22 protein-coding genes and 1 tRNA gene are annotated in these 23,669 nt (G+C 60.7%); 1 reads left to right on the top strand and 22 read right to left on the bottom strand.

Annotated elements, in window-relative coordinates:
- Positions 1 to 10: 10 nt before the first annotated feature.
- The 19 genes from nuoL to GNZ12_RS21120 all read right to left on the bottom strand — a co-directional run bounded on the left by nuoL (position 11) and on the right by GNZ12_RS21120 (position 19,275).
- On the bottom strand, positions 11 to 2,083 hold the full coding sequence (gene nuoL, locus GNZ12_RS21210) for an NADH-quinone oxidoreductase subunit L (RefSeq protein ID WP_172313331.1): 2,073 nt from the start codon (positions 2,081 to 2,083) through the stop codon (positions 11 to 13).
- A 17-nt stretch (positions 2,084 to 2,100) separates the two neighbouring features.
- Positions 2,101 to 2,406: an NADH-quinone oxidoreductase subunit NuoK gene (gene nuoK / locus GNZ12_RS21205; protein ID WP_013339863.1), complete on the bottom strand. Its 306-nt coding sequence runs from the start codon at positions 2,404 to 2,406 to the stop codon at positions 2,101 to 2,103.
- Positions 2,407 to 2,426: 20 nt separating this feature from the next.
- Positions 2,427 to 3,104: an NADH-quinone oxidoreductase subunit J gene (locus GNZ12_RS21200; protein WP_172313329.1), complete on the bottom strand. Its 678-nt coding sequence runs from the start codon at positions 3,102 to 3,104 to the stop codon at positions 2,427 to 2,429.
- Positions 3,105 to 3,285: 181 nt separating this feature from the next.
- A complete protein-coding gene (nuoI, locus tag GNZ12_RS21195) occupies positions 3,286 to 3,774 on the bottom strand; it encodes an NADH-quinone oxidoreductase subunit NuoI (protein WP_012401389.1) in 489 nt (162 codons plus the stop codon).
- A gap of 15 nt (positions 3,775 to 3,789) precedes the next feature.
- Entirely contained in the window at positions 3,790 to 4,854 is a 1,065-nt protein-coding gene (gene nuoH, locus GNZ12_RS21190; RefSeq protein WP_172168824.1) for an NADH-quinone oxidoreductase subunit NuoH, read from the bottom strand.
- The gene (gene nuoG / locus GNZ12_RS21185; protein WP_172313327.1) at positions 4,855 to 7,188 is read right to left on the bottom strand and encodes an NADH-quinone oxidoreductase subunit NuoG; all 2,334 of its coding nucleotides are present in this window, start codon (positions 7,186 to 7,188) and stop codon (positions 4,855 to 4,857) included.
- Between the two features lie 110 nt (positions 7,189 to 7,298).
- Positions 7,299 to 8,627: an NADH-quinone oxidoreductase subunit NuoF gene (nuoF, locus tag GNZ12_RS21180; RefSeq protein WP_172313325.1), complete on the bottom strand. Its 1,329-nt coding sequence runs from the start codon at positions 8,625 to 8,627 to the stop codon at positions 7,299 to 7,301.
- Positions 8,624 to 9,109, bottom strand: coding sequence for an NADH-quinone oxidoreductase subunit NuoE (gene nuoE / locus GNZ12_RS21175; RefSeq protein ID WP_054034960.1), 486 nt, complete (start codon positions 9,107 to 9,109; stop codon positions 8,624 to 8,626). The genes nuoF and nuoE overlap by 4 nt, the downstream gene beginning before the upstream one ends.
- Before the next feature lie 131 nt (positions 9,110 to 9,240).
- Positions 9,241 to 10,494, bottom strand: a complete 1,254-nt coding sequence (locus tag GNZ12_RS21170; RefSeq protein WP_172313323.1) for an NADH-quinone oxidoreductase subunit D — start codon at positions 10,492 to 10,494, stop codon at positions 9,241 to 9,243.
- Positions 10,495 to 10,503: 9 nt separating this feature from the next.
- Positions 10,504 to 11,106 carry an NADH-quinone oxidoreductase subunit C gene (locus GNZ12_RS21165; protein WP_074284915.1) on the bottom strand — a complete coding sequence of 201 codons (603 nt, stop codon included), beginning with the start codon at positions 11,104 to 11,106 and terminating at the stop codon, positions 10,504 to 10,506.
- Between the two features lie 21 nt (positions 11,107 to 11,127).
- The gene (locus GNZ12_RS21160) at positions 11,128 to 11,607 is read right to left on the bottom strand and encodes a NuoB/complex I 20 kDa subunit family protein (RefSeq protein WP_006052903.1); all 480 of its coding nucleotides are present in this window, start codon (positions 11,605 to 11,607) and stop codon (positions 11,128 to 11,130) included.
- A gap of 63 nt (positions 11,608 to 11,670) precedes the next feature.
- The gene (locus tag GNZ12_RS21155) at positions 11,671 to 12,030 is read right to left on the bottom strand and encodes an NADH-quinone oxidoreductase subunit A (protein WP_013339872.1); all 360 of its coding nucleotides are present in this window, start codon (positions 12,028 to 12,030) and stop codon (positions 11,671 to 11,673) included.
- 161 nt (positions 12,031 to 12,191) lie between these two features.
- Positions 12,192 to 12,276 (bottom strand) — tRNA-Leu (locus GNZ12_RS21150).
- A 112-nt stretch (positions 12,277 to 12,388) separates the two neighbouring features.
- Positions 12,389 to 12,766, bottom strand: coding sequence for a preprotein translocase subunit SecG (secG, locus tag GNZ12_RS21145; protein ID WP_172313321.1), 378 nt, complete (start codon positions 12,764 to 12,766; stop codon positions 12,389 to 12,391).
- An 82-nt stretch (positions 12,767 to 12,848) separates the two neighbouring features.
- The gene (gene tpiA, locus GNZ12_RS21140) at positions 12,849 to 13,628 is read right to left on the bottom strand and encodes a triose-phosphate isomerase (protein ID WP_172313319.1); all 780 of its coding nucleotides are present in this window, start codon (positions 13,626 to 13,628) and stop codon (positions 12,849 to 12,851) included.
- Between the two features lie 129 nt (positions 13,629 to 13,757).
- Positions 13,758 to 14,774: an NAD(P)H-quinone oxidoreductase gene (locus tag GNZ12_RS21135; RefSeq protein WP_172313317.1), complete on the bottom strand. Its 1,017-nt coding sequence runs from the start codon at positions 14,772 to 14,774 to the stop codon at positions 13,758 to 13,760.
- A gap of 220 nt (positions 14,775 to 14,994) precedes the next feature.
- On the bottom strand, positions 14,995 to 17,142 hold the full coding sequence (gene pnp / locus GNZ12_RS21130) for a polyribonucleotide nucleotidyltransferase (RefSeq protein ID WP_172313315.1): 2,148 nt from the start codon (positions 17,140 to 17,142) through the stop codon (positions 14,995 to 14,997).
- Between the two features lie 329 nt (positions 17,143 to 17,471).
- The gene (gene rpsO / locus GNZ12_RS21125) at positions 17,472 to 17,744 is read right to left on the bottom strand and encodes a 30S ribosomal protein S15 (protein WP_011487489.1); all 273 of its coding nucleotides are present in this window, start codon (positions 17,742 to 17,744) and stop codon (positions 17,472 to 17,474) included.
- A gap of 211 nt (positions 17,745 to 17,955) precedes the next feature.
- Entirely contained in the window at positions 17,956 to 19,275 is a 1,320-nt protein-coding gene (locus GNZ12_RS21120) for a branched-chain amino acid ABC transporter substrate-binding protein (RefSeq protein ID WP_172313383.1), read from the bottom strand.
- A gap of 188 nt (positions 19,276 to 19,463) precedes the next feature.
- Between GNZ12_RS21120 and GNZ12_RS21115 the strand changes: the two genes are divergently transcribed.
- Positions 19,464 to 20,027 carry a hypothetical protein gene (locus tag GNZ12_RS21115; RefSeq protein ID WP_172313312.1) on the top strand — a complete coding sequence of 188 codons (564 nt, stop codon included), beginning with the start codon at positions 19,464 to 19,466 and terminating at the stop codon, positions 20,025 to 20,027.
- Between the two features lie 109 nt (positions 20,028 to 20,136).
- Here GNZ12_RS21115 and GNZ12_RS21110 read toward each other — a convergent pair whose 3' ends face one another.
- The 3 genes from GNZ12_RS21110 to GNZ12_RS21100 form a co-directional block, all read right to left on the bottom strand.
- Positions 20,137 to 21,684 carry a 2-isopropylmalate synthase gene (locus GNZ12_RS21110; RefSeq protein WP_172313309.1) on the bottom strand — a complete coding sequence of 516 codons (1,548 nt, stop codon included), beginning with the start codon at positions 21,682 to 21,684 and terminating at the stop codon, positions 20,137 to 20,139.
- A 366-nt stretch (positions 21,685 to 22,050) separates the two neighbouring features.
- Positions 22,051 to 22,920, bottom strand: coding sequence for a CDP-diacylglycerol--serine O-phosphatidyltransferase (gene pssA / locus GNZ12_RS21105; RefSeq protein WP_172313306.1), 870 nt, complete (start codon positions 22,918 to 22,920; stop codon positions 22,051 to 22,053).
- A 24-nt stretch (positions 22,921 to 22,944) separates the two neighbouring features.
- On the bottom strand, positions 22,945 to 23,583 hold the full coding sequence (locus GNZ12_RS21100; protein ID WP_172313303.1) for a phosphatidylserine decarboxylase: 639 nt from the start codon (positions 23,581 to 23,583) through the stop codon (positions 22,945 to 22,947).
- Between the last annotated feature and the right edge of the window lie 86 nt (positions 23,584 to 23,669).

The raw sequence follows: 23,669 nt of genomic DNA, 5'->3' as shown, positions 1-23,669 counted from the left end.
GTCCCTCGCCTTATTTGCCGCCGAGCGTTACAAACAGGGTCAGGAGCCCCAACATGCCAATAATCATGGCAAACGCGTAGTGGTAGATGTAGCCGGATTGGAGGAAGCGGATCACGCCGGCAAACCAGCCGATAAAGCGTGCACTGCCGTTGACGATGCCGTCGATAACCACGACGTCGCCTTCCTTCCAGAGACCACGGCCAATTGCCACAGCGCCCCGTGCGAACACGACTTCGTTGATCTTGTCCATGTAGTACTTGTTGTCGAGCAGCGTGTAGATCGGACCGAACGCACGCTTGACGACAGCCGGCAGATCAGGACGAACCAGGTACAGGAACCACGCGACCACCACACCCGCGAGCGCCAGCCAAACCGGCAGACCTGAGACGGAATGCAGGCCCATCGACGCCCAGCCCTGGAATTCTTCAGCCATGTCATGCAGCGCCAGATGGTTTTCGCCGACAAAGATCACCTTGTCGAACGCCACACCGTGCTGGAAGAAGTCACCGAACAGCAACGGACCGATAGCGATCGCGCCGATCACCACCGACGGAATCGCCAGCAGCACGAGCGGCAGCCACACCACCCACGGCGTTTCATGCGGCTCGTGCGCGTGGTCGTCGTGACCATGACCATGGCCGTGTGCGTCATGGCCGTGACCGTCATGCGCATGCGCTGCGGCTTCGATGCCCATCGGCGATTCCGGATGCTTAGGATCGCGGAAGCGCTCCTTGCCGTGGAACACCATGAAGTACATACGGAACGAATACAGCGCAGTAACGAACACGCTCGCCACCACTGCGAAGTACGCGAAACCCGAACCCGGCAGATGCGAGAACTTCACTGCGTCGATGATCGAGTCTTTCGAGTAGAAGCCTGAGAAGAACGGCGTACCGATCAGCGCCAGCGAACCGACCAGCGACGTGATCCACGTGATCGGCATGTACTTGCGCAGGCCGCCCATGTTGCGCATGTCCTGATCGTGGTGCATACCGATGATCACGGAACCCGCGCCGAGGAACAGCAACGCCTTGAAGAACGCGTGCGTCATCAGGTGGAAGATGGCGACCGAGTAAGCCGATGCGCCAAGTGCGACCGTCATGTAACCGAGCTGCGACAGCGTCGAGTAAGCCACCACGCGCTTGATGTCGTTCTGGACGATCCCGAGGAAGCCCATGAACAGCGCCGTGATCGCACCGATCACCATCACGAACGACAGCGCCGTATCCGACAGTTCGAACAGCGGCGACATGCGCGCGACCATGAAGATACCGGCCGTCACCATGGTTGCCGCGTGAATCAGTGCGGAGATCGGCGTCGGGCCTTCCATCGAATCAGGCAGCCAGACGTGCAGCGGGAACTGCGCCGACTTACCCATCGCGCCGATGAAGAGGCAAATGCAAGCGACCGTCAGCAGACCCCAGTCTGTGCCCGGGAAGCTCAATGCCGCGAGTTCGGTGCGCTTCGCGAACACGTCGCCGTAGTTCATCGAACCGGCGAAAGCGAACAGCAGGCCGATACCGAGCAGGAACCCGAAGTCGCCGATGCGGTTCACGATGAACGCCTTCATGTTCGCGTAGATCGCGCTTTCACGGGTGAAGTAGAAGCCGATCAGCAGGTACGACACCAGACCCACCGCTTCCCAACCGAAGAACAACTGCAGGAAGTTGTTGCTCATCACGAGCATCAGCATCGAGAACGTGAACAGCGCGATGTACGAGAAGAAGCGCTGGTAGCCGTCGTCGTCGGCCATGTAGCCGATCGTGTAGATGTGCACCATCAGCGACACGAAGGTCACCACGCACATCATCATCGCCGTCAGCGAGTCGACCAGGAAGCCGACCTCGAACTTCGTCTTGCCGATCGCCATCCATTCGTAGACGGTCGCGTTGAAGCTCGCGCCGTCCATCACCTGGAAGAAGACGATGACCGAGAGGATGAACGAGATCGCGACGCCGAGGATCGTGACCGAATGCGCGCCGGCTCGCCCTACCGCTTTCCCAAACAGCCCCGCAATCAGGGAGCCGGCCAGCGGTGCCAGCGGGATCGCCAGCAGCAGGTTTTCATTGAGTGTCGTTGACATAACCGCTTTACCTGAAATTAACCTTTGAGCTGATCGAGGTCCTCGACATTGATCGTGTCGAGGCTACGGAACAGGGTCACCAGAATTGCGAGTCCGATCGCCGCTTCCGCTGCTGCAACCGTCAGCACGAAGAAGACGAAGATCTGGCCATGCACGTCGCCGAGGTAATGCGAGAACGCGACGAAATTGGTGTTCACCGCCAACAGCATCAGTTCGATCGCCATCAGGATGATGATGACGTTGCGGCGGTTCAGGAAAATACCGACGACGCTGATCGCAAACAGGATCGCGCCGAGGACAAGGTAATGAGCAAGGGTCAACATGATTTTTATCTCCTGTCCGCTCAGCTGTTTTTAGCGGGTGCCGAGTCGGCCGCTGCGGCGGCTTCTTCCGCCGCGACAGTTGCCGCGGTCTTTTCAGATGCCATCTTCACGATGCGCACGCGGTCTTGAGCACGCACCTTGACCTGCTCGCTGACGTTCTGGCGCTTGCTGTCTTTCTTGTGACTCGTGGTCAGCGCAATCGCCGCGATGATCGCCACCAACAGCACGAGGCCGGCGACTTCGAACGCGAAGATGTAGTCGGTGTAGATGACCTTGCCGATGATGCGGGTGTTCGACCAGCCCGCCATCCCGTTGGCCGCAGCCGTGGTGTCACGCAGCACCGTGGTGGTCGCGCCGTAGCCGTGCCACAGGATCAGCGCCGTCTCGATCACGATGATCGCGCCCACTAGCGTAGCCATTGGCACGAAGCGTTTGAAGTCTTTTCGCAGCACGTCGATGTTGATGTCCAGCATCATCACGACGAACAGGAACAGCACCATCACCGCGCCAACGTACACCAGCACCAGCAGGATCGCGAGGAACTCGGCTTGCAGCAGCATCCAGATCGCGGCTGCGTTGAAGAACGCCAGCACCAGAAACAGTGCGGACGAAACCGGGTTGCGCGAGGTGATCACCTTCAGCCCTGAAACCACCAGGAGCAGCGCGAAGATGTAGAACAGTACGGTCGTGAATTCCATGATTACCGGTTCATCGTTAGGCCATCGTCAGGCATTGTTCTTTGGCACGTGTGGCGGATAAAAGCGGCCGAAACCGCCAGAACAACCGCACAAGTGCGCCGTGCCGCGGCGGTCAGACCGCGGCGCTCGGCCCGACAACAGGCCGTGTTACTGCTGCATTTACTGCTTCAACAGAAGCGCTTCAACGATACGGTGCGTCGGCTGCCTTGTTCGCAGCGATCTCCGCTTCGTAGCGATCGCCCACGGCCAGCAGCATGTCCTTCGTGAAATACAGGTCGCCGCGCTTTTCGCCGTGATATTCGAGAATGTGCGTCTCGACAATCGAATCGACCGGGCAGCTCTCTTCGCAGAAACCGCAGAAGATGCACTTGGTCAGGTCGATGTCGTAACGCGTCGTGCGGCGCGTGTTATCCGCACGGGTTTCCGATTCGATCGTGATGGCGAGCGCCGGGCACACCGCTTCGCACAGCTTGCACGCGATGCACCGCTCTTCGCCGTTTTCATAGCGGCGCAGCGCATGCAGGCCGCGGAAACGCGGCGAAATCGGGGTCTTCTCTTCCGGAAACTGCACCGTGATCTTGCGCTGGAACGTATAACGTCCGGTCAGCGCGAGGCCTTTGAGCAGTTCCGTCAGGAAGAAGGTCTTGAAAAAATTTTGGATTGCGGTCATGGGTTCATCCGCCCTTTATTTCCAGATATTCAACGGCGACATGATCCAGAAGCCGACCACGATGAGCCACACCACGCAAACCGGAATGAAAATCTTCCAGCCCAGACGCATGATCTGGTCATAGCGATAGCGCGGGAACGTGGCACGCGCCCAGATGAATACCGACAGCAGCAAGAAAACCTTGGCGACGAGCCAAACGATGCCCGGGACAAACGACAGGAAGCCGAACGGTGCGCTCCAGCCGCCGAGGAACAGTGTTGCAGCCAATGCCGAGATCACGATCATGTTGATGTACTCGGCGAGGAAGAACAGCGCAAACGCCATCCCCGAGTAATCGATCATGTGGCCCGCGACGATTTCCGACTCCCCTTCCACCACGTCGAACGGGTGACGGTTCGTTTCGGCGATGCCCGAGATAAAGTACACGACGAACATCGGCAAGAGCGGCAGCCAGTTCCACGACAGGAAGTTCAAGCCGTAGCCGGCGAAAATGCCGCGCTCTTGCGACGTCACGATATCCGACAGATTCAGGCTGCCCGAGGTCATCAGCACGACGACGAGAGCAAAGCCCATCGAAATTTCGTACGAGACCATTTGAGCGGCCGCGCGCATGGCACCGAGGAACGCGTACTTCGAGTTCGACGCCCAGCCGGCCAGGATCACGCCGTACACGCCGACTGACGAAATCGCGATCGCGTACAAGAGACCCGCGTTGATGTCGCCGAGAACCGCGCCAGCCTGGAACGGAATCACCGCCCAGACCGCGAAGGCCGGCACCACCACCATGATCGGCGCGATCATGTAGATCCAGCGGCTTGCCTGAGCCGGCTGAATCACTTCTTTCAGCAACAGCTTCAGCACGTCGGCGATCGGCTGCAGCAAACCTGCGGGGCCCACGCGGTTCGGGCCGAGACGCACGTGCATCCAGCCGATCAGCTTACGCTCCCAGAGAATCAGGTAAGCCACGCACAGCAGGATCACGACGGCCACCACCAGGATGCGCACCAGTGCCCACACCGTGGGCCATGCCACACCGAGAAGCTGGGTGCCGCCCGAGTTGATCGTATCGAACAAGCTCATTTACGCCTTCTCCACCAGCAGTTCACCGAACAGGCTGCCCAGCGCGGCACCGGCGGGCGTAGCCGCCGATACGCGGACGACCGTCTCCGCAAGATTCGCGTCGCGCACGGCCGGCAACTGCACCGATTGCTCGCCCTGGCGCACGCGCACTGCGTCGCCTTCCTTCAAACCCAGTTTGTCGAACAGCGCAGCCGGCAGACCGACCGAATTCGCTGCGCGCGCCGCTGCCGTCAGGTGCAGCGACTCAGCGCGACGCACCAGCGCGTCGGCGTGATAAATCGGCACGTCGGCGATACGCTCGAACTTGCCTTCCGCTGCCTTCGCTGCCTTGCCGCATGCAACCGTGACACCCGTCTTGTTCGACAGACGCGACTTGATCTCGCCATCGCCGAGGGCTGCCGCGCGCACTTCTTCCGACGTGTCGAATTCGAAGCCAGGTACGCCGAGCAGGCTGCCCAACACACGCAAGACCTTCCATGCCGGACGCGTGTCGCCGAGCGGGCGCACGACGCCGTTGAACGTCTGCACGGTACCTTCAGCATTGACGAACGTGCCGGCCGTTTCCGTGAACGGTGCGATCGGCAGCAGGACGTCAGCGTATTCAGCACCCATCTGGAACGGCGACATCACGACGACCATTTCAGCTTGCTTCAGCGCGGCCAAAGCCTGCGCCGGATTGGCCGCGTCGAATTCCGGCTCGACGTTCAGCAACACATAACCCTTGCGCGGTTGCTCGAACACTTCGCGAGCGTTCAAACCACCCTCGCCCGGCAACGCGTTCACGAGATGCGCACCGACCGTGTTGGCCGCTTCCGTCAGGAAACCCAGCGTTGCGCCGGTCGCGCCTGCAATCCATTGCGCCGCAGCGTGAATCGCGGCGAAGTCCGGATGACGGACCGCGCCGTTGCCGAGCAGCACCACACGGTGTTCGCCGGTGGCGAGCGACTTCGCGACTTGTTTGTTGGCGTCCGTCGGCTGCGTGCCGGCGAAGGCTTCCGGCAGTGCCACGCCGTTTGCTTCCGACACCGCGCCGGCGATGCCGGCCAGTGCGTCGAGCCATGCCGACGGCGCAGCAACGACACGTCGCGCTTGCGGGATCATCGCGTCGTCGTTGGTGGCTTGCACCAGCGTGAGCTTCGTACCGCTCTTGGCGGCTTGACGCAGACGCGCGGCAAACAGCGGATGATCGCGGCGCAGATCCGAACCGATCACGAGCGCCGAATCCACGTTCGACAGATCGGCGATCGTCGTGCCAAGCCACGGCGCACCGTTGACGGGCGCGGAGAAATCCGACTGACGCAGACGGAAGTCGACGTTAGGCGTACCGACCGCTTGCGCCAACTGCTTCAACAGGAAAAGTTCTTCGACGGTGCTGTGGGCGCTACCGAGAACGGCCAGCGCGTTCGCGCCGTGGTCGCCCTTGATGCCCTTCAGCCCCTTGACCACATATTCGAGCGCGGTTTGCCAGTCAGTCTCGACCCACTTGCCGCCTTGCTTGAGCATCGGCTGCGTGAGACGTTCCGGGCTATTCAGCGCTTCGTACGAGAAGCGGTCCTTGTCCGAAATCCAGCATTCGTTGATGGATTCGTTTTCGAACGGCAGAACCCGCATCACGCGGTTGTTCTTGACTTGCACCACAAGGTTCGCGCCGACGGAATCGTGCGGGCTCACCGACTTGCGGCGCGACAGTTCCCACGTGCGGGCGCTGTAACGGAACGGCTTGCTGGTCAATGCGCCGACCGGGCACAGATCGATCATGTTGCCCGACAGTTCGGAGTCGACCGTCTTGCCGACGAACGACGTGATTTCCGAATGCTCGCCGCGGCCCAGCATGCCGAGTTCCATCACGCCGGCGACTTCCTGGCCGAAGCGGACGCAACGCGTGCAGTGAATGCAGCGCGACATTTCTTCCATCGAGATCAGCGGGCCGACGTTCTTGTGGAACACCACGCGCTTCTCTTCGCTATAACGCGACGACGATTTGCCGTAGCCCACGGCCAGATCCTGCAGCTGGCACTCACCGCCCTGATCGCAGATCGGGCAATCCAGAGGGTGGTTGATCAGCAGGAATTCCATCACGGCTTGCTGGCCCTTCACCGCCTTCTCAGACTTGGTGCGCACGATCATGCCGGCCGACACCGGCGTGGCGCATGCAGGCACGGCCTTCGGCATCTTTTCGACATCGACTAGACACATCCGGCAGTTGGCCGCAATCGACAGCTTCTTGTGATAGCAGAAGTGAGGAATGTACGTGTCGACCTTATGCGCAGCCTGGATCACCATGCTGCCTTCAGGCACCTCTACTTTCTTGCCGTCTATTTCAAGTTCAACCATGATGGTCAATCTTCCTTAACCTGTTACCGCTCAATCGTTCGCCCTGTTCAGCGCCCGTTTCAGGCGATGAATCCCGCGGTTGACGTGTTCTGGTGCGCTGTTCGGCGTACTCAGGCAGCCACTGTTTCTGACGCCGTTGCCGCACCAGCGTGACCGCCGACGAGGCAATGCTTGTGGGCGACGTGGTATTCGAATTCGTCCCAGTAGTGCTTGAGCATGCCGCGAACCGGCATGGCCGCTGCATCGCCGAGCGCGCAAATCGTGCGGCCCATGATGTTCTCAGCAACCGAGTTCAGCAGATCCAGATCTTCCGGACGGCCGAGCCCGTGCTCGATACGATGCACGACGCGATACAGCCAGCCGGTGCCTTCGCGGCACGGCGTGCACTGACCGCACGACTCTTCGTAATAGAAATACGACAGACGCAGCAGCGAACGCACCATGCAACGCGTCTCGTCCATCACGATGACCGCGCCGGAACCGAGCATCGAGCCAGCCTTGGCGATCGCGTCGTAGTCCATGTCGGTCTGCATCATGATGTCGCCCGGGATCACCGGCGCCGACGAGCCGCCAGGAATCACCGCCTTGATCTTCTTGCCGCCGCGCATGCCACCGGCGAGTTCCATCAGCGTTGCGAACGGCGTGCCGAGCGGAACTTCATAGTTGCCCGGACGCTCCACGTCGCCTGCCACCGAGAAAATCTTCGTGCCGCCGTTGTTCGGCTTGCCGATCTCGAGGTAGTTCTGCGGACCGATCGCGAGCAGGAACGGCACGGCCGCGAACGTCTCGGTGTTGTTGATCGTGGTCGGCTTGCCGTACACGCCGAAGCTCGCCGGGAACGGCGGCTTGAAGCGCGGCTGACCTTTCTTGCCTTCGAGCGATTCGAGCAGCGCGGTCTCTTCGCCGCAAATGTAGGCGCCGTAACCGTGGTGCGCATGCAGTTCGAACGAGAAGCCCGAACCCATGATGTTGTCGCCGAGGAACCCGGCGCGGCGAGCCTCTTCCAAGGCTTGTTCAAAGCGCTTGTAGACTTCCCAGATTTCGCCGTGGATATAGTTGTAGCCGACCGTGATGCCCATCGCATACGCGCCGATGGCCATGCCTTCAATCAGCGAGTGCGGATTGAAACGCAGGATGTCGCGGTCTTTGAACGTGCCCGGTTCGCCTTCGTCCGAATTGCAGACGAGGTACTTCTGCCCCGGGAACTGACGCGGCATGAAACTCCACTTCAGACCGGTCGGGAAGCCCGCACCGCCGCGGCCGCGCAGACCCGACGCCTTGACGTCGGCGATCACCTGTTCGGGCGGAATCTTTTCTTCCAGAATACGGCGCAGCTGAGCGTAACCGCCGCGCGCCACATAGTCTTCGAGATGCCAGTTTTCGCCGTTCAGGCCGGCAAGAATCAGCGGTTTGATGTGACGATCGTGTAAAGACGTCATTTCGAAAGTTCCTCGAGCAGCTGGTCGATCTTCGCGCGGCTCATGAAGCTGCACATGCGATGGTTGTTCACCAGCATCACCGGCGCATCGCCGCACGAGCCCATGCACTCACCTTCTTTCAAGGTGAACTTGCCGTCAGCCGTGGTTTCGCCGAAGTCGATGCCGAGCTTCTGCTTCAGATATTCAGCGGCGCTGTCAGAGCCGCCGTCCGGGCCGAGCTGGCACGGCAGGTTCGTGCAGAGCGTGATCTTGTACTTGCCGACCGGCGAGGTCTCGTACATCGTGTAGAAGGTAGCCACCTCCTGCACGGCGACCGCCGGCATGCCGAGATAGTCCGCGACGAACTGCATGAGTTCGGGCGACAGCCAGCCATGCTCTTCCTGAGCAGTAGCCAGCGCCGACATCACGGCGGACTGTTTCTGATCGGCGGGATACTTCGCGATCGCACGATCGATTTCTTTCAGGCCTTCAGCTGAGATCATTTTCAGACACGACTCTTTCAATTCCTACCGAACGAAAACCCGTCGCTCACATCATGCTGCGACAGACCCGGCGTTCCTTTTCTTGACGCGCGCTTCGGTGCAATCTGAAGACGCGCGCCGATGAATACGTCCTAGCGATCCACTTCGCCGAACACGATGTCCTGCGTACCGATGATCGTCACAGCGTCGGCGATCATGTGACCGCGCGCCATTTCATCGAGCGTGGACAGATGCGCATAGCCCGGCGCGCGAATCTTCAGGCGATACGGCTTGTTCGCACCGTCCGAGATCAGGTAGATACCGAACTCGCCCTTCGGATGTTCGACGGCCGCATACGCTTCGCCTTCCGGTACGTGGAAGCCTTCCGAGAAGAGCTTGAAGTGGTGAATCAGCTCTTCCATGTTCGACTTCATGCCGACCCGCGAAGGCGGCGCAACCTTGTGATTGTCGACCATCACCGGCCCCGGATTCTTACGCAGCCACTCAATGCACTGTTTCACAATTCGCGTGGACTGGCGCATTTCTTCGACGCGAACCAGATATCGGTCATAACAGTCGCCGTTAACGCCGACCGGAATGTCGAAATCGAGCTTGTCGTAGACTTCGTACGGCTGTTTCTTGCGCAGATCCCACTCGATACCCGAGCCGCGCAACATCGCGCCGGTCATACCGAGGTTCAGCGCGCGTTCCGGGCTAACCACACCGATACCGACCAGACGTTGCTTCCAGATCCGGTTGTCGGTGAGCAGCGTTTCGTATTCGTCGACGCACTTCGGGAAACGCGTAAAGAAATCGTCGATGAAGTCGAGCAGCGAACCTTGACGGTTCTCGTTCATCCTCGACAACGCCTTCGCATTGCGGATCTTCGACGCTTTGTATTGCGGCATTGCGTCAGGCAGATCGCGGTACACGCCACCCGGACGGTAGTAAGCCGCGTGCATCCGCGCACCGGAGACCGCCTCGTAGACGTCCATCAGGTCTTCGCGCTCACGGAACGCATACAGGAACACCGCCATCGCGCCGACGTCGAGCGCGTGTGCGCCAATCCACATCAGGTGGTTCAGCACCCGCGTGACTTCGTCGAACATCACGCGGATGTACTGCGCGCGAATCGGCACTTCGATGCCAAGCAGCTTTTCAATCGCCATCACGTAGCCGTGCTCGTTGACCATCATCGACACGTAGTCGAGGCGGTCCATATACGGCACGGACTGGATGAAGGTTTTGGTTTCCGCGAGCTTTTCAGTCGCGCGATGCAGGAGGCCGATGTGCGGATCGGCGCGCTGGATGACTTCGCCGTCGAGTTCGAGCACGAGGCGCAGCACGCCGTGCGCGGCCGGGTGCTGCGGACCGAAGTTGAGCGTGTAGTTCTTGATCTCTGCCATGGCGTTCTCTTAGTGTTTCAGACCGCCATAGCGATCCTCGCGGATCACGCGCGGCGTGATTTCCCGCGGCTCGATCGTCACAGGCTGATAGACGACGCGCTTCTCTTCCGGGTCGTAACGCATTTCGACGTAGCCGGAGACAGGGAAATCTTTACGGAACGGGTGACCAATGAAACCGTAGTCGGTCAGGATGCGGCGCAGGTCCGGGTGACCCTCGAAGACGATGCCGTACAGGTCGAATGCTTCGCGCTCGTACCAGTTGGCCGAACTCCAGATATCGACGACTGACGCGACGATCGGCACTTCGTCGTCGGGTGCAAACACACGCAGACGCAGACGCCAGTTGTTCTGCACCGACAACAAATGCAGAACGGCCGCGAAACGCGGACCGTCGTATGCGCCATCGCCGTAGGTCTGATAGTCGACGCCGCACAGATCCATCAACTGCTCGAAACCGAGCGAGCGGTCGTCGCGCAGACGCGTTGCCACGTGAATGTAGTCGCTCGCCTTCACGACGATCGTCAACTCACCGATTGCCTCGGTGGTGCTCAGCAGGAGGCCGCCAAAGGCCGCCTCGAGGTTCGCTTTCAGGGTCTCGAGTTTGCTTGCCATATTGTGGGGGAGGCGTTGGCCTTATTGACGGGCGATGGTGTTGGTGCGACGGATCTTGGCCTGCAGCTGGATCACGCCATACACCAGCGCTTCCGCCGTAGGCGGGCAACCCGGCACATAGACGTCGACCGGTACGATCCGGTCGCAGCCGCGCACTACCGAATAGGAATAGTGGTAGTAGCCGCCGCCGTTCGCGCACGAGCCCATCGAAATCACCCAGCGCGGCTCGGCCATCTGATCGTAGACCTTACGCAGAGCCGGCGCCATCTTGTTGCACAGCGTGCCGGCGACGATCATCACGTCCGACTGACGCGGACTCGGACGAAACACCACGCCGAAACGGTCAAGGTCATAACGGGCAGCGCCCGCATGCATCATCTCGACCGCGCAGCACGCGAGACCGAACGTCATCGGCCACAACGAGCCGGTGCGCGTCCAGTTGATCAGTTTGTCTGCCGTCGTGGTGACAAACCCTTCCTTCAAGACCCCTTCGATACTCATTTGCTTTCCACTCCAGACGGGGTGGCAAGCCTTGGCCACCCACGCAAACCGGCGATTAATCCATCATTCCCAGTCGAGGCCGCCCTTCTTCCAGATATAGGCGAAGCCCAACAGGAATTCGAGCAGGAAAATCATCATCGCCATGAAGCCAGGCCAGCCGATGTCGCGCAGGGCCACACCCCACGGAAACAGGAACGCGGTTTCAAGGTCGAAAATGATGAAGAGAATGGCGACGAGGTAGTAGCGCACATCGAACTTCATGCGCGCATCTTCGAATGCTTCGAAGCCGCACTCGTATGGTGCGTTTTTCTCGGTATCGGGCTTGTTGGGACCGAGGATCTTGCCAATGCTGACCAGTGCTACGCCTAAACCGGTGCCCACAACGAGGAACAACAAGACGGGGAAATAGGCTGCGAGGTTCAAGACTATCCTCTATCGGTTGGTTCTGAATGCCGCCAAGAGCATAGCACTCCTGACGCGAAATCACTTCGGCAACGCACATGCCGCAAGCCCAACGCAAGCCGCGCGTCAGAAGTGAAAATGCCAGCCGAAGCGAAGCAAGCGGCTGGCATTTAGATAACATTTGGTGCCGACGGCGAGACTCGAACTCGCACAGCTTTCGCCACTACCCCCTCAAGATAGCGTGTCTACCAATTTCACCACGTCGGCACTAACTGCAATCCGGGAAAACAACTTATAAAACCCGCGAATCGCTTCAAGACTTAGATTGTAACTGGTCTAAACAGTTTGTTCAACGCACAAAAGCACTTTGAACGAAAATTTATTTCGGTACGTCCGTAGCGGGGACAGATGCAGCCGACGCCGGCAATACAGCCGAGCCACCTACCGGCGCGGCCGCGGCGGAAGCTGCGACCGGCGCAGTCACAGCCGTGCCCAGCAAGCCTGCGGACGGTTTTGCACGATACGCACCGAGGTACGTGAGCGTCAATGTCGTTACAAAAAACACGGCTGCGAGGACGGCCGTGGTACGCGACAAAAAGTTGGCCGAACCGGTCGCGCCGAACAGGCTGCCCGATGCGCCGCTACCGAAAGCAGCGCCCATATCGGCGCCTTTGCCGTGTTGCAGCAAGACAAGGCCGATGACCCCGAGTGCCGACAACAGCTGAACGACGATAATCAATGTTTTCAAATACAGCATCACACTCACCTGAGTCTTTATTTAACCGCGCCACACAAACTGTGCCGCGCGGGATTGGGTCATCCTCGCCGAGGCGCCCTGCTTAACCGGCGACGCTCGTCGCGGCCGCCGCCTTGCAGATCGCCAGGAAATCCTGGTCTTTCAACGACGCGCCGCCGATCAGGCCGCCGTCGATATCCGGCTCGCGGAACAACTCTTCCGCGTTCTCCGGCTTCACACTGCCGCCGTACAACAACGGCACATCCGCCACCGCCGCGCCCTTTGCCGCCAGACGCGAACGCAGGAACGCATGCACTGCCTGCGCCTGGTCCGACGTAGCGCTCTTGCCCGTGCCGATCGCCCAGACCGGCTCATACGCGACAACGATACGTGCCGCGTCCTCCACCGACAGCTTAGCCAGCACTTCATCCAGTTGCGCGCCGACCACCTGCTCGGTCGAACCGGCCTCACGCTCTTCGAGCGTTTCGCCGACACACACGATCGGGGTCAAACCCGCTTCCAACGCCCGCTGCGTCTTCACCGCCACCAACTCTGAGCTTTCACGATGGTAAGCACGGCGCTCCGAGTGCCCAACGATCGCAAGGGTGGCGCCGAAATCCACCACCATCTGCGCCGCCACTTCGCCGGTATAGGCTCCATGCGTGAACGCGGAAACGTCCTGCACGCCCCACACGACCTTGCTGTCTTCCAGCAACGCTTGAGTCTGCGCAAGATAAGGGCACGGCACACAGACACCGACGCGCACATCAGCCGGCAATTCGCCCGCGCCTTGCGCCACCGCCTGCAACAGCGTTGTGTTCGCGGCGAGGCGCCCGTGCATCTTCCAGTTACCGACTACCAGCTTGGCTCGTTGTTTCGACATCGTCTCGTCGTCTCATCTTGTATTGGCGGCGGACTTGGTTTGCGCTTACAGCCCGCCTTTCGGATTCATGCGGCGTGCGCAAAACGCGCAATTTTACTGCGTGGGGTGGATCGGGTCAAACCGACCGTGTCAAGCGTCCTGACCCCAAGTCAATACGATCTTGCCGACGTGCGTGCTGCTTTCCATCAGCGCGTGCGCTTCGGCGGCCTGCGCGGCCGGAAACACACGATGCACCACCGGCTTGATACGGCCATCTTCGAGGTGCGGCCACACGCGCTCTTTCAATTGCGCGGCGATCTTCGCCTTGAACTCGATCGGCCGCGGGCGCAACGTCGAACCCGTCACCGTCAGACGGCGGCGCAGCACTTCGTTCAGATTCAGCTCCGCCTTCGCGCCGCCCAGCAAGGCGATCAGCACGATGCGGCCACCGTCGGCCAACGCCGTCAGCTCGCGCGGCACATAACTGCCCGCCACCATGTCGAGGATCACGTCGACGCCGCGATCGTTCGTCAGCGATTTGATGACCTCGACGAAATCTTCAGTCTTGTAGTTGATCGCACGTTCGGCGCCGAGCGCTTCGCAGGCGCGGCACTTTTCGTCCGATCCGGCCGTGGCAAACACGCGAAAACCGAGCGCATGCGCGATCTGGATCGCCGTCACGCCGATACCGCTCGAGCCGCCCTGCACCAGCAGCGTCTCGTTCGGAGCGCCTTCGCCTTTGCCGAGCTGCGCGCGGTCGAACACATTGCTCCACACCGTGAAGAATGTTTCCGGCAGCGAAGCCGCCTCGACGTCCGACAAGCCCGTGGGCACCGGCAAGCACTGCAACAGCGGCGCGGTCGCATATTCCGCGTAACCGCCACCGGCGAGCAATGCACACACGCGGTCGCCCACTTTCAGACCGAACGGGTTGTTCTTCTCGTCGATAGTGCCGCCGACGATCTCACCCGCCACTTCCAGCCCCGGCAGATCCGAAGCACCCGGCGGCGGCGCGTAGCCGCCTTTGCGCTGGAACACGTCCGGACGGTTGATGCCGGATGCCGCCACCTTGATCAGTACCTCGCCCGCTTTCGGCTGCGGCATGGGCCGCTCCGCCAGCTTGAGGACTTCCGGCGCGCCGAATTCGGTGATTTCGATCGCTTTCATCTGCGTCTACTCCAAGATTGGATTGCGTTGCCGACTGACGGAAATCGTCTGAGCTGCGACGAAGCGCTTCAGGCAAACAGAGTACCCGCTTATGCCGGTTTGCACCTGCTCGCGTCTGTTTGCGCTTGCCTGCGCCTGTTCGCAACGCAATCCACCCTGCACCCTTCATGAAAAACGGCCGGCGCGCATTTGCGCTGCCGGCCGTCGCCCTGCTACCGCATTACTGCGGCGTCGGTTCGCCTTGCGGCGCGCCGTTCGCGGCGTCGTTCAGCAACGCCTTGGCCGACAAACGCACGCGGCCCTTTTCGTCCGTCTGGATGACCTTGACCTTCACTTGCTGGCCGTCCTTCAGGTAGTCGTTGATGTCCTTGATACGCTCGTTGGCGATTTCGGAGATGTGCAACAGACCGTCCTTGCCCGGCAGAATGTTCACGATCGCGCCGAAATCGAGCAGCTTGAGCACGGTGCCTTCATACACCTGGCCCACTTCGACTTCCAGCGTGATGTTCTCGATACGCTTCTTCGCTTCGGCCATCCCTTCGCTGCTGGTGCTGGCGATGGTGACGACGCCGTCGTCCGAAATATCGATCGTCGTGCCGGTTTCTTCCGTCAACGCGCGGATCACCGAACCGCCCTTGCCGATCACGTCGCGGATCTTCTCCGGATTGATCTTGATGGTGATCATGCGCGGTGCGTAATCCGACAGCACCGTGTTCGCGCCCGACACAGCCGAGGTCATCTTGCCGAGGATGTGCATACGGCCTTCCTTCGCTTGCGCGAGGGCGACCTGCATGATTTCCTTGGTGATGCCCTGGATCTTGATGTCCATCTGCAACGCGGTCACGCCTTGCTCGGTACCTGCCACCTTGAAGTCCATGTCGCCGAGGTGATCTTCGTCGCCGAGGATGTCGGTCAGCACGGCAAACTTGTTGCCTTCGAGGATCAGGCCCATCGCGATGCCGGCGACGTGCGCCTTCATCGGCACGCCGGCATCCATCAGTGCGAGGCAGCCGCCGCACACCGAAGCCATCGACGACGAACCATTCGATTCGGTGATTTCCGACACCACGCGAATCGAGTAGCCGAATTCGTCGGCGCTCGGCAGGCATGCAGCCAGCGCGCGCTTGGCCAGACGGCCGTGACCGATTTCACGGCGCTTCGGCGAACCGACGCGGCCCGTTTCGCCGGTCGCGAACGGAGGCATGTTGTAGTGGAGCATGAAGCGTTCGCGGTACTCGCCTTCGAGCGCGTCGATGTTCTGCTCGTCGCCCTTCGTGCCCAGCGTTGCGACCACCATGGCCTGCGTTTCGCCACGCGTGAACAGTGCCGAACCGTGCGTACGCGGCAGCACGCCGGTACGGATTTCGATCGGGCGCACGGTACGCGTGTCGCGGCCGTCGATACGCGGCTCGCCGTTCAGGATCTGGGTACGGACGATCTTCGCCTCAATGTCGAACAGCACATTGCCGACGCTAGCCTTGTCGGCTGCAACCGTGCCGGCTGCCGCGGCTTCTTCTTCCAGCTTGGCCGACGTCGCTGCGTAGACTTCCTTCAGCTTGGCCGAACGCGCTTGCTTGTCGCGGATCTGATAAGCGGCGAGCAGATCGGCTTGCGCCAGTTCCGACACGCGGGCGATCAGCGGCTCATTCTTGGCGGCCGGCTTCCAATCCCATTCCGGCTTGCCACCTTCGCGAACCATCTCGTGGATCACGTCGATCGCGACCTGCATTTGCTCGTGGCCGAACACCACTGCGCCGAGCATCACTTCTTCGCTCAGTTGTTGCGCTTCCGATTCCACCATCAGCACCGCGCGTTCCGTACCGGCGACGATCAGGTCGAGTGCCGATTCCTTCATCTGCGGACGCGTCGGGTTCAACACGTATTCGTTGTTGATGTAGGCCACGCGTGCTGCGCCGACCGGGCCGTTGAACGGCAGACCGGAGATGGCGAGCGCCGCCGACGCGCCGATCAGCGCGGGGATGTCAGCGGGGATTTCGGGGTTCAGCGACAGGACGTGGATCACGACCTGGACTTCGTTGTAGAAGCCTTCCGGGAACAGCGGACGCAGCGGACGGTCGATCAGGCGCGAAATCAGCGTTTCGCCTTCCGACGGACGGCCTTCACGGCGGAAGAAACCACCCGGGATCTTGCCTGCAGCGTAGGTCTTTTCGAGGTAATCGACGGTCAGCGGGAAGAAGTCCTGGCCCGGCTTGGCGGTCTTGGCGCCGACCACAGTAGCCAGCACAACGGTGTCTTCGACGTCGACGATCACCGCACCGCTCGACTGACGAGCGATTTCGCCCGTTTCGAGGCGAACGTTGTGTTGGCCCCACTTAAATTCTTTGACGATCTTGTTGAACATAGTCATTGCTTTTCCTCTTCGTTATGCCGCGCGGACCAGAAGCGGCGCGGCAACGCCAGGACCGGCGCCACATGGGAAGAGTAGTGTTATGCCATTCCAGAGAACCACGCTCTACGCGCGCGAACCGCTGGAATGACACAAAGCTCTGCCCTGAGGCCCGGCCATATTTCTGCTTTTTTGCTGCTTTTTTACTGCTGTCTTCCTGCTAGCCGCCGCATGAATCGTCACGCTACCGCGACCGGCAGGCAGTGCGCATCACATGAAGCGCACCGTGCAAAAACAAAATGCCTGTATCAGTGGAACTGACACAGGCATCTTGCTGAACGACTGGCCGATTACTTACGCAGACCCAGCTTCTCGATCAGTGCGCGGTAACGATCCGCGTCCTTACCCTTCAGGTAGTCGAGCAGCTTACGACGGCGGCTCACCATGCGCAGCAGACCGCGGCGGCTGTGGTGATCTTTCGTGTGTGCCTTGAAGTGAACGGTCAGTTCGTTGATACGGGTCGTGAGCAGCGCGACCTGAACTTCGGGGGAGCCGGTGTCGTTAGCTGCGCGTGCGAATTGCGCAACGACTTCGGACTTCTTGCTTGTTTCAACTGCGGACATGTCGATTTCCTTAAGAACTAGACAGGCGGTCACGGAAGAAAGGCCGTGCCGTGGGTTACCCGTGTGTGCTTTCGCATTCAATCGCGCTGCAAGCATTAAAAACATGCAACACGCCTAACAACGGGACGCGTATTGTAGCACAGCCCGATCCGGCCGCGAACCCCGCTGTGCCGGGGGATCGTGGGTGGCTTGTGTTTGCTCAGGGTCCGCTTTACGGCCGTTTCATCTTGCACACGGTTGGCGGCACAGTGCGCTCGGGCGGCAAAGCCAGCACCGTGCGAAAACCGTAGCCTGAACCTTCGTTATCGAACTTGACGCCCGGCGTGCCGGCCTTGTCCATCTCCATTACGTAAAGGGGCTGGATCAGCTGGTGGTCGTCGGCCCGCATCCACGAAGCGTGGAAACCGTTGTCGAACTTGATACCCTCCAACGCCCGGGCGACGGCCGTCGGGTCGGCACTGCCGGCGCGGCTCATCGCCGCGGCCAGGGTTTCGATCATCAACGGCATGCGCAACACCGGGTAATCGTCCTGCGCGGCCGGGAACCGGGCTCGAAACGCCGCATACCAGGCGTCGGAGGCCGCGCCGCCGGCGTTCGGGTGCCAGTCGGCTACCGCGATCACGTGTTTGACGCCGGCATCGCCTAAAGCAGCAGGCGCGCCGAGGCTGTTACCGTAGAAGGTGTAAAACTTGGTGTCCAGGCCCTGCTCTCGCGCAGCCTTGACCAAAAGCGTCAAATCGTTACCCCAGTTGCCGGTGATAACCGCGTCCGCGCCGCTCGCGCGGATCTTGGCGATGTACGGCGCGAAGTCCTTCACCCGGCCGATCGGATGAAATTCGTCGCCGACGATGGCAATATCCGGGCGCTTTGTCGCCAGCGTCGAACGCGCGAGACTGCTGACGTCGTGGCCGAAGCTATAGTCCTGGTTCAGCAGATAAACTTTCTTCACCGCTTTGTCGCGCTGGATCACATCAACCAGCGCATCCATCCGCATGCCCGCGTGCGCGTCGAAGCGGAAGTGCCAGAAACTGCAATTAGCGTTGGTCAGCGCGGGATCGTCGGCGGAATAATTGAGGAACAGTTCGCGATTGCCCGGCTCGCGGCTGTTTTGCTTATCGATCGCGCCGATCAGCGCGGCCGCCACCGCCGAGCTGTTGCCTTGCATGATGTAACCGATGTGCCGGTCCGCGGCGGCGCGCAGTTGCACCAACGCCTCCTCGGCGCTGCCCTTGCTGTCGAGCACGACCAGCTCGAGCGGATGCGCGCCGTCGGCGAGCTTCACGCCGCCTTGCGCATTCACCTGTTCGACACCGAAGCGCAGATTGCGCTCCACCGCCGCGCCCGCGTTCGCGAATGGGCCGGACATGCCTTCGATCAGCGCCAGCTGGATCGGCGTGCCCGTGGGCTGACCTATCGGCTTGCTTGCCGGACCAGACGCCGTTTCTCCCGCGGCGTAAGCCGCAGCGGCCATCGAAATCGCCGCCAGCGCCACGACTGCCGCTGCTGTCACCCGTTGCCACTTCGCCATCATCATTGCCCCGCTTGATTCGTCGAAGCGCGGATCATAGGGCGTTCCAGACGGAATAAGCAAGCCGGCAAATCCGTTACTGTGATTCCAGCGACGCCTTGTACGAAGCGCCAAATCTTTTGCTGCCGCCCGTGTCAAAATAATGCGTCTCGATGATAAAAACCGCTACTCAAATGCCATCGGAGGAATTCATGTTCAACCGCCACCCATCCCCGGCGGCCTCGATCGAAGCGCCGCCCGCAGCACGCCTGCGCCGCGCCGCGCTCGTCTGCCTGAGCGCGCTCGCGCTCACGGTGACGCTCGCCGGCTGCGTACAGCCTTGGCAGCAATACAGCCAGGGCGCGGACGAATCGACCATCATCGCCCGCCTCGGCGCGCCGCGTGAAAGCTACGACCTGCCCAACGGCGGCAAGCGGCTGATGTGGCCTACCCAGCCGATGGGCGAAACCACCACCGCCGCCGACATCGACGCATCCGGCAAGATCGTCACCGTGCGCCAGGTGCTTCAGCCCATGGAGTTCTACCGGGCGGAAATCGGCAAGTGGACGAAGAGCGACGTGCTGGTGAACTTCGGCCGCCCCGTCGAAACGTCGTACTTCCCGTTGATGAAGCGCGAGGTCTGGACGTATCGGTATATGGAAGACAACGTCTGGTACATGATGTACAGCTTTTATTTCGACGATCAGGGCATTGTGCGGCTCACGCAAAAAACACCTGATCCGCTGCACGATCCGGATCGCCGCAGCCTGTTCTGAGCACCCGCTCGAACCCATTGCGCATGGATTGAAAAAACCGCCTCTTCAGGCGGCTTTTTCTATTTATTGCGCAACGGCGGCGAGTTTTATCTCGCGCCCCGCCTCTGCGTCACTCCGAACGTTGCGGATTCAACTTATCGAAGTTCGAATGCAGCTTGTTCAGCGCCGAGATATACGCCTTCGCGGAAGCCGCGACGATATCCGGATCGGTGCCCACGCCGTTGACGATGCGCCCGCCCTTCGACAGCCGCACGGTCACTTCGCCCTGCGCCTGCGTACCGGTTGTAATGGCGTTCACCGAATACAGCAGCAATTCCGAACCGCTGCCCACTTCCGTTTCGATCGCATTGAGCGTGGCATCCACGGGACCGTTGCCGCGTGCTTCCCCGGTCACTTCCTTGCCCTCGACCGCGAACACGATCTTCGCGTGCGGCTGCTCGCCGGTTTCCGAATGCTGCGACAGCGACAGGAACTTGTAGTGCTCCTTCTCCTGCGCCTCAGCCGATTCCTCAGTGACGATCGCGATAATGTCTTCGTCGAAGATTTCCGACTTGCGGTCCGCCAGTTCCTTGAAGCGTGCGAACGCGGTATTCAACTCGCCTTCGCTATCGAGCGCGATTCCCAACTCCTGCAGACGCTGCTTGAACGCATTGCGGCCCGACAACTTGCCGAGCACGATCTTGTTCGCGCTCCAGCCCACATCTTCGGCACGCATGATTTCGTACGTGTCGCGCGCTTTCAGCACGCCGTCCTGGTGAATGCCGGACGCGTGCGCAAATGCGTTCGCGCCAACCACCGCCTTGTTCGGCTGCACGACGAAACCGGTGATCTGCGACACCAGTTTCGACGCGGGCACGATCTGCGTCGTATCGAGACCGATATCGAGGCCGAAGTAATCCTTGCGGGTCTTCACTGCCATCACGATTTCTTCGAGCGACGTATTGCCCGCGCGCTCACCGAGACCGTTGATCGTGCACTCGACCTGACGCGCGCCGCCAATCTTCACACCGGCCAGCGAGTTCGCCACCGCCATGCCGAGGTCGTTATGGCAATGCACCGAGAACACCGCCTTATGCGAGTTCGGAATACGCTCACGCAGCGTCTTCACGAGCTGGCCGTACAACTCCGGCACGCCATAGCCGACCGTATCCGCGATGTTGATCGTGGTCGCACCTTCGGCGATGACCGCTTCCAGCACACGGCACAGGAAATCCATGTCCGAACGGCTGCCGTCTTCCGGCGAGAACTCCACGTCGTCCGTGAACTTGCGGGCGAAACGCACCGCCAGCTTTGCCTGTTCGAACACCTGATCCGGCGTCATGCGCAGCTTCTTTTCCATATGCAGCGGCGACGTTGCGATGAACGTGTGGATGCGGAAATGATCGGCCGGCTTGAGTGCGTCAGCAGCGCGTTGAATGTCTTTGTCGTTTGCACGGGCCAGCGAGCAGACTGTGCTGTCCTTGATCAGGCCCGCGATAGTGTGGATCGAATCGAAGTCGCCATTCGAGCTGGCCGCAAAGCCTGCTTCGATCACGTCCACTTTCATCCGTTCGAGTTGCTTCGCGATACGGATTTTTTCTTCCTTCGTCATCGACGCGCCGGGCGATTGCTCGCCGTCACGCAACGTGGTGTCGAATATGATCAGTTTGTCGGCCATGTCGGGTCTCCTGAGGAGTCGTTCAATTGTGGGGATCGGATATTTGAATTCGGGCGTTTGCGCCACCGCTGGCGACGCTATAAACCACAGACGAGGCGGACGCGGAGGGCGGAAACGGTCAGCGATCAGCGCGGTGACGCGCCAGCACTAGCACGCCTGGCTGCGCACCGGCTTATTGAGGCTCGCCTCGCGGCTCAAATGGGAACGTGAACGCATTTATCAAACGACTATAGCGGCATTCCCGTCAACGTGCAATTGGCGTCAGACCTGCCTGCCGCGCACCGCCGGACGGGCTCCGCAAACGAAAAACGGCAGCCCGAAAGCTGCCGTTTCTTTGTGTCATTTCCATGCAAAAGCGGTGCGCAATTATCTGTCCCGCGCCACCGATCGAGCCGGATTCGCCCTGCCCCGCAGCGTCTGGTAGCCCCAGAACACATAGCCCGACAGACCGTACAGTACGAACAGGCCGAACAGCATGAGCGGCGGATCGGACGACACCAGCACGAACGCCACCACGACCAGCAGAATCACGCCGAACGGCACGCGGTGCCGCACGTCGAGCGCCTTGCCGCTATAAAACGGCGCGTTCGACACCATCGTCACACCGGCGTAGATGGTCAGCACGAAAGCGACCCACGGCAGCCACACCAGCTTGAGCGGCACACGGTTATCGGTGGCGAGCCACACGAAACCGGCGATCAACGCCGCAGCCGCCGGACTGGGCATGCCCTGGAAGAAGCGCTTGTCGACCACACCGATGTTCGTGTTGAAACGCGCAAGACGCAACGCCGCCCCCGAACAGTAGACGAACGCTGCGAGCCAGCCCCAGCGGCCGAGATCTTTCAGGATCCACTCGTACATCACGAGCGCCGGCGCCACGCCGAACGACACCATGTCCGACAGGCTGTCGAACTGTTCGCCGAACGCGCTTTGCGTATGCGTCATGCGAGCGACCCGGCCGTCCATACCGTCCAGCACCATCGCCACGAAGATCGCGATCGCCGCGATTTCGAAGCGCACGTTCATCGCCTGCACCACGGCGAAGAAGCCGCAAAAGAGTGCGGCGGTAGTAAACGCGTTCGGCAGCAGGTAAATGCCACGCTTCCTCAGAAACTGCTGACGCTGAGCGCGCCGGCTATCGACTGCCGGCGACTCCGCCACGATCGGCTTGTTACGGCGGAACGGACGCGGGAGCTGTCCGCTGTTGCGGGGTCGACGCGGTTTGAATGCGGCCATTCGGAAAACCTCCTTGATGCCGCTTTATAGTTCAGCGAGGATCGTGGACGACGCGGAAACCTTCTCGCCAATCGACACACGCGGTCGGCTGCCAACCGGCAGATAAACGTCGACACGCGAACCAAACCGGATAAATCCATAACGCTGGCCACGCGTAAGCGGCTCACCCGAACGAACGTAGCAGAGAATACGCCGCGCAATCAGACCGGCGATCTGCACCGAGGTCACCGTCTGGCCGCCGGCCATTTCGATCACTACCGCATTGCGCTCATTTTCGAGCGAAGCCTTATCCACGGCGGCATTCAGATACGCGCCCGGAAAATATTCGACCTTGGAGATCGCACCATCCACCGGCGAGCGTTGCGAGTGGACGTTGAAGACGTTCATGAACACGCTGATCTTCAGCGCTTCACGGTTGGCATACGGGTCATGCGCTGTTTCGACTGCAACGATACGGCCGTCTGCCGGGCACAGCACAGCGTTGGCCTGAGTCGGAATCGGGCGGGCCGGATCGCGGAAGAACTGCACCACGAAGGCCAGAATCAGCCAGAACAGCCATGCCAAGCCGAACCCCGCGAAGAATTGAACCAGTAATGCTACGACGGCTGCGATGGCGATGAACGGCCAGCCTTCTCGCGCGATGATCGGATGAGGGTAATTCATGGATGGCTTCAGTATTTTTGTAAAACCGTAGGATAGCAAAAGCCGCCCAGGGTTCAGCACCCTTGGACGGCTTTTTGCATTACCGG

The organism is Paraburkholderia solitsugae (genome assembly GCF_013177695.1).
In the GTDB taxonomy this organism is placed as follows: Bacteria; Pseudomonadota; Gammaproteobacteria; order Burkholderiales; family Burkholderiaceae; genus Paraburkholderia; species Paraburkholderia solitsugae.
This window is presented reverse-complemented; position numbering and strand designations above follow the sequence as displayed.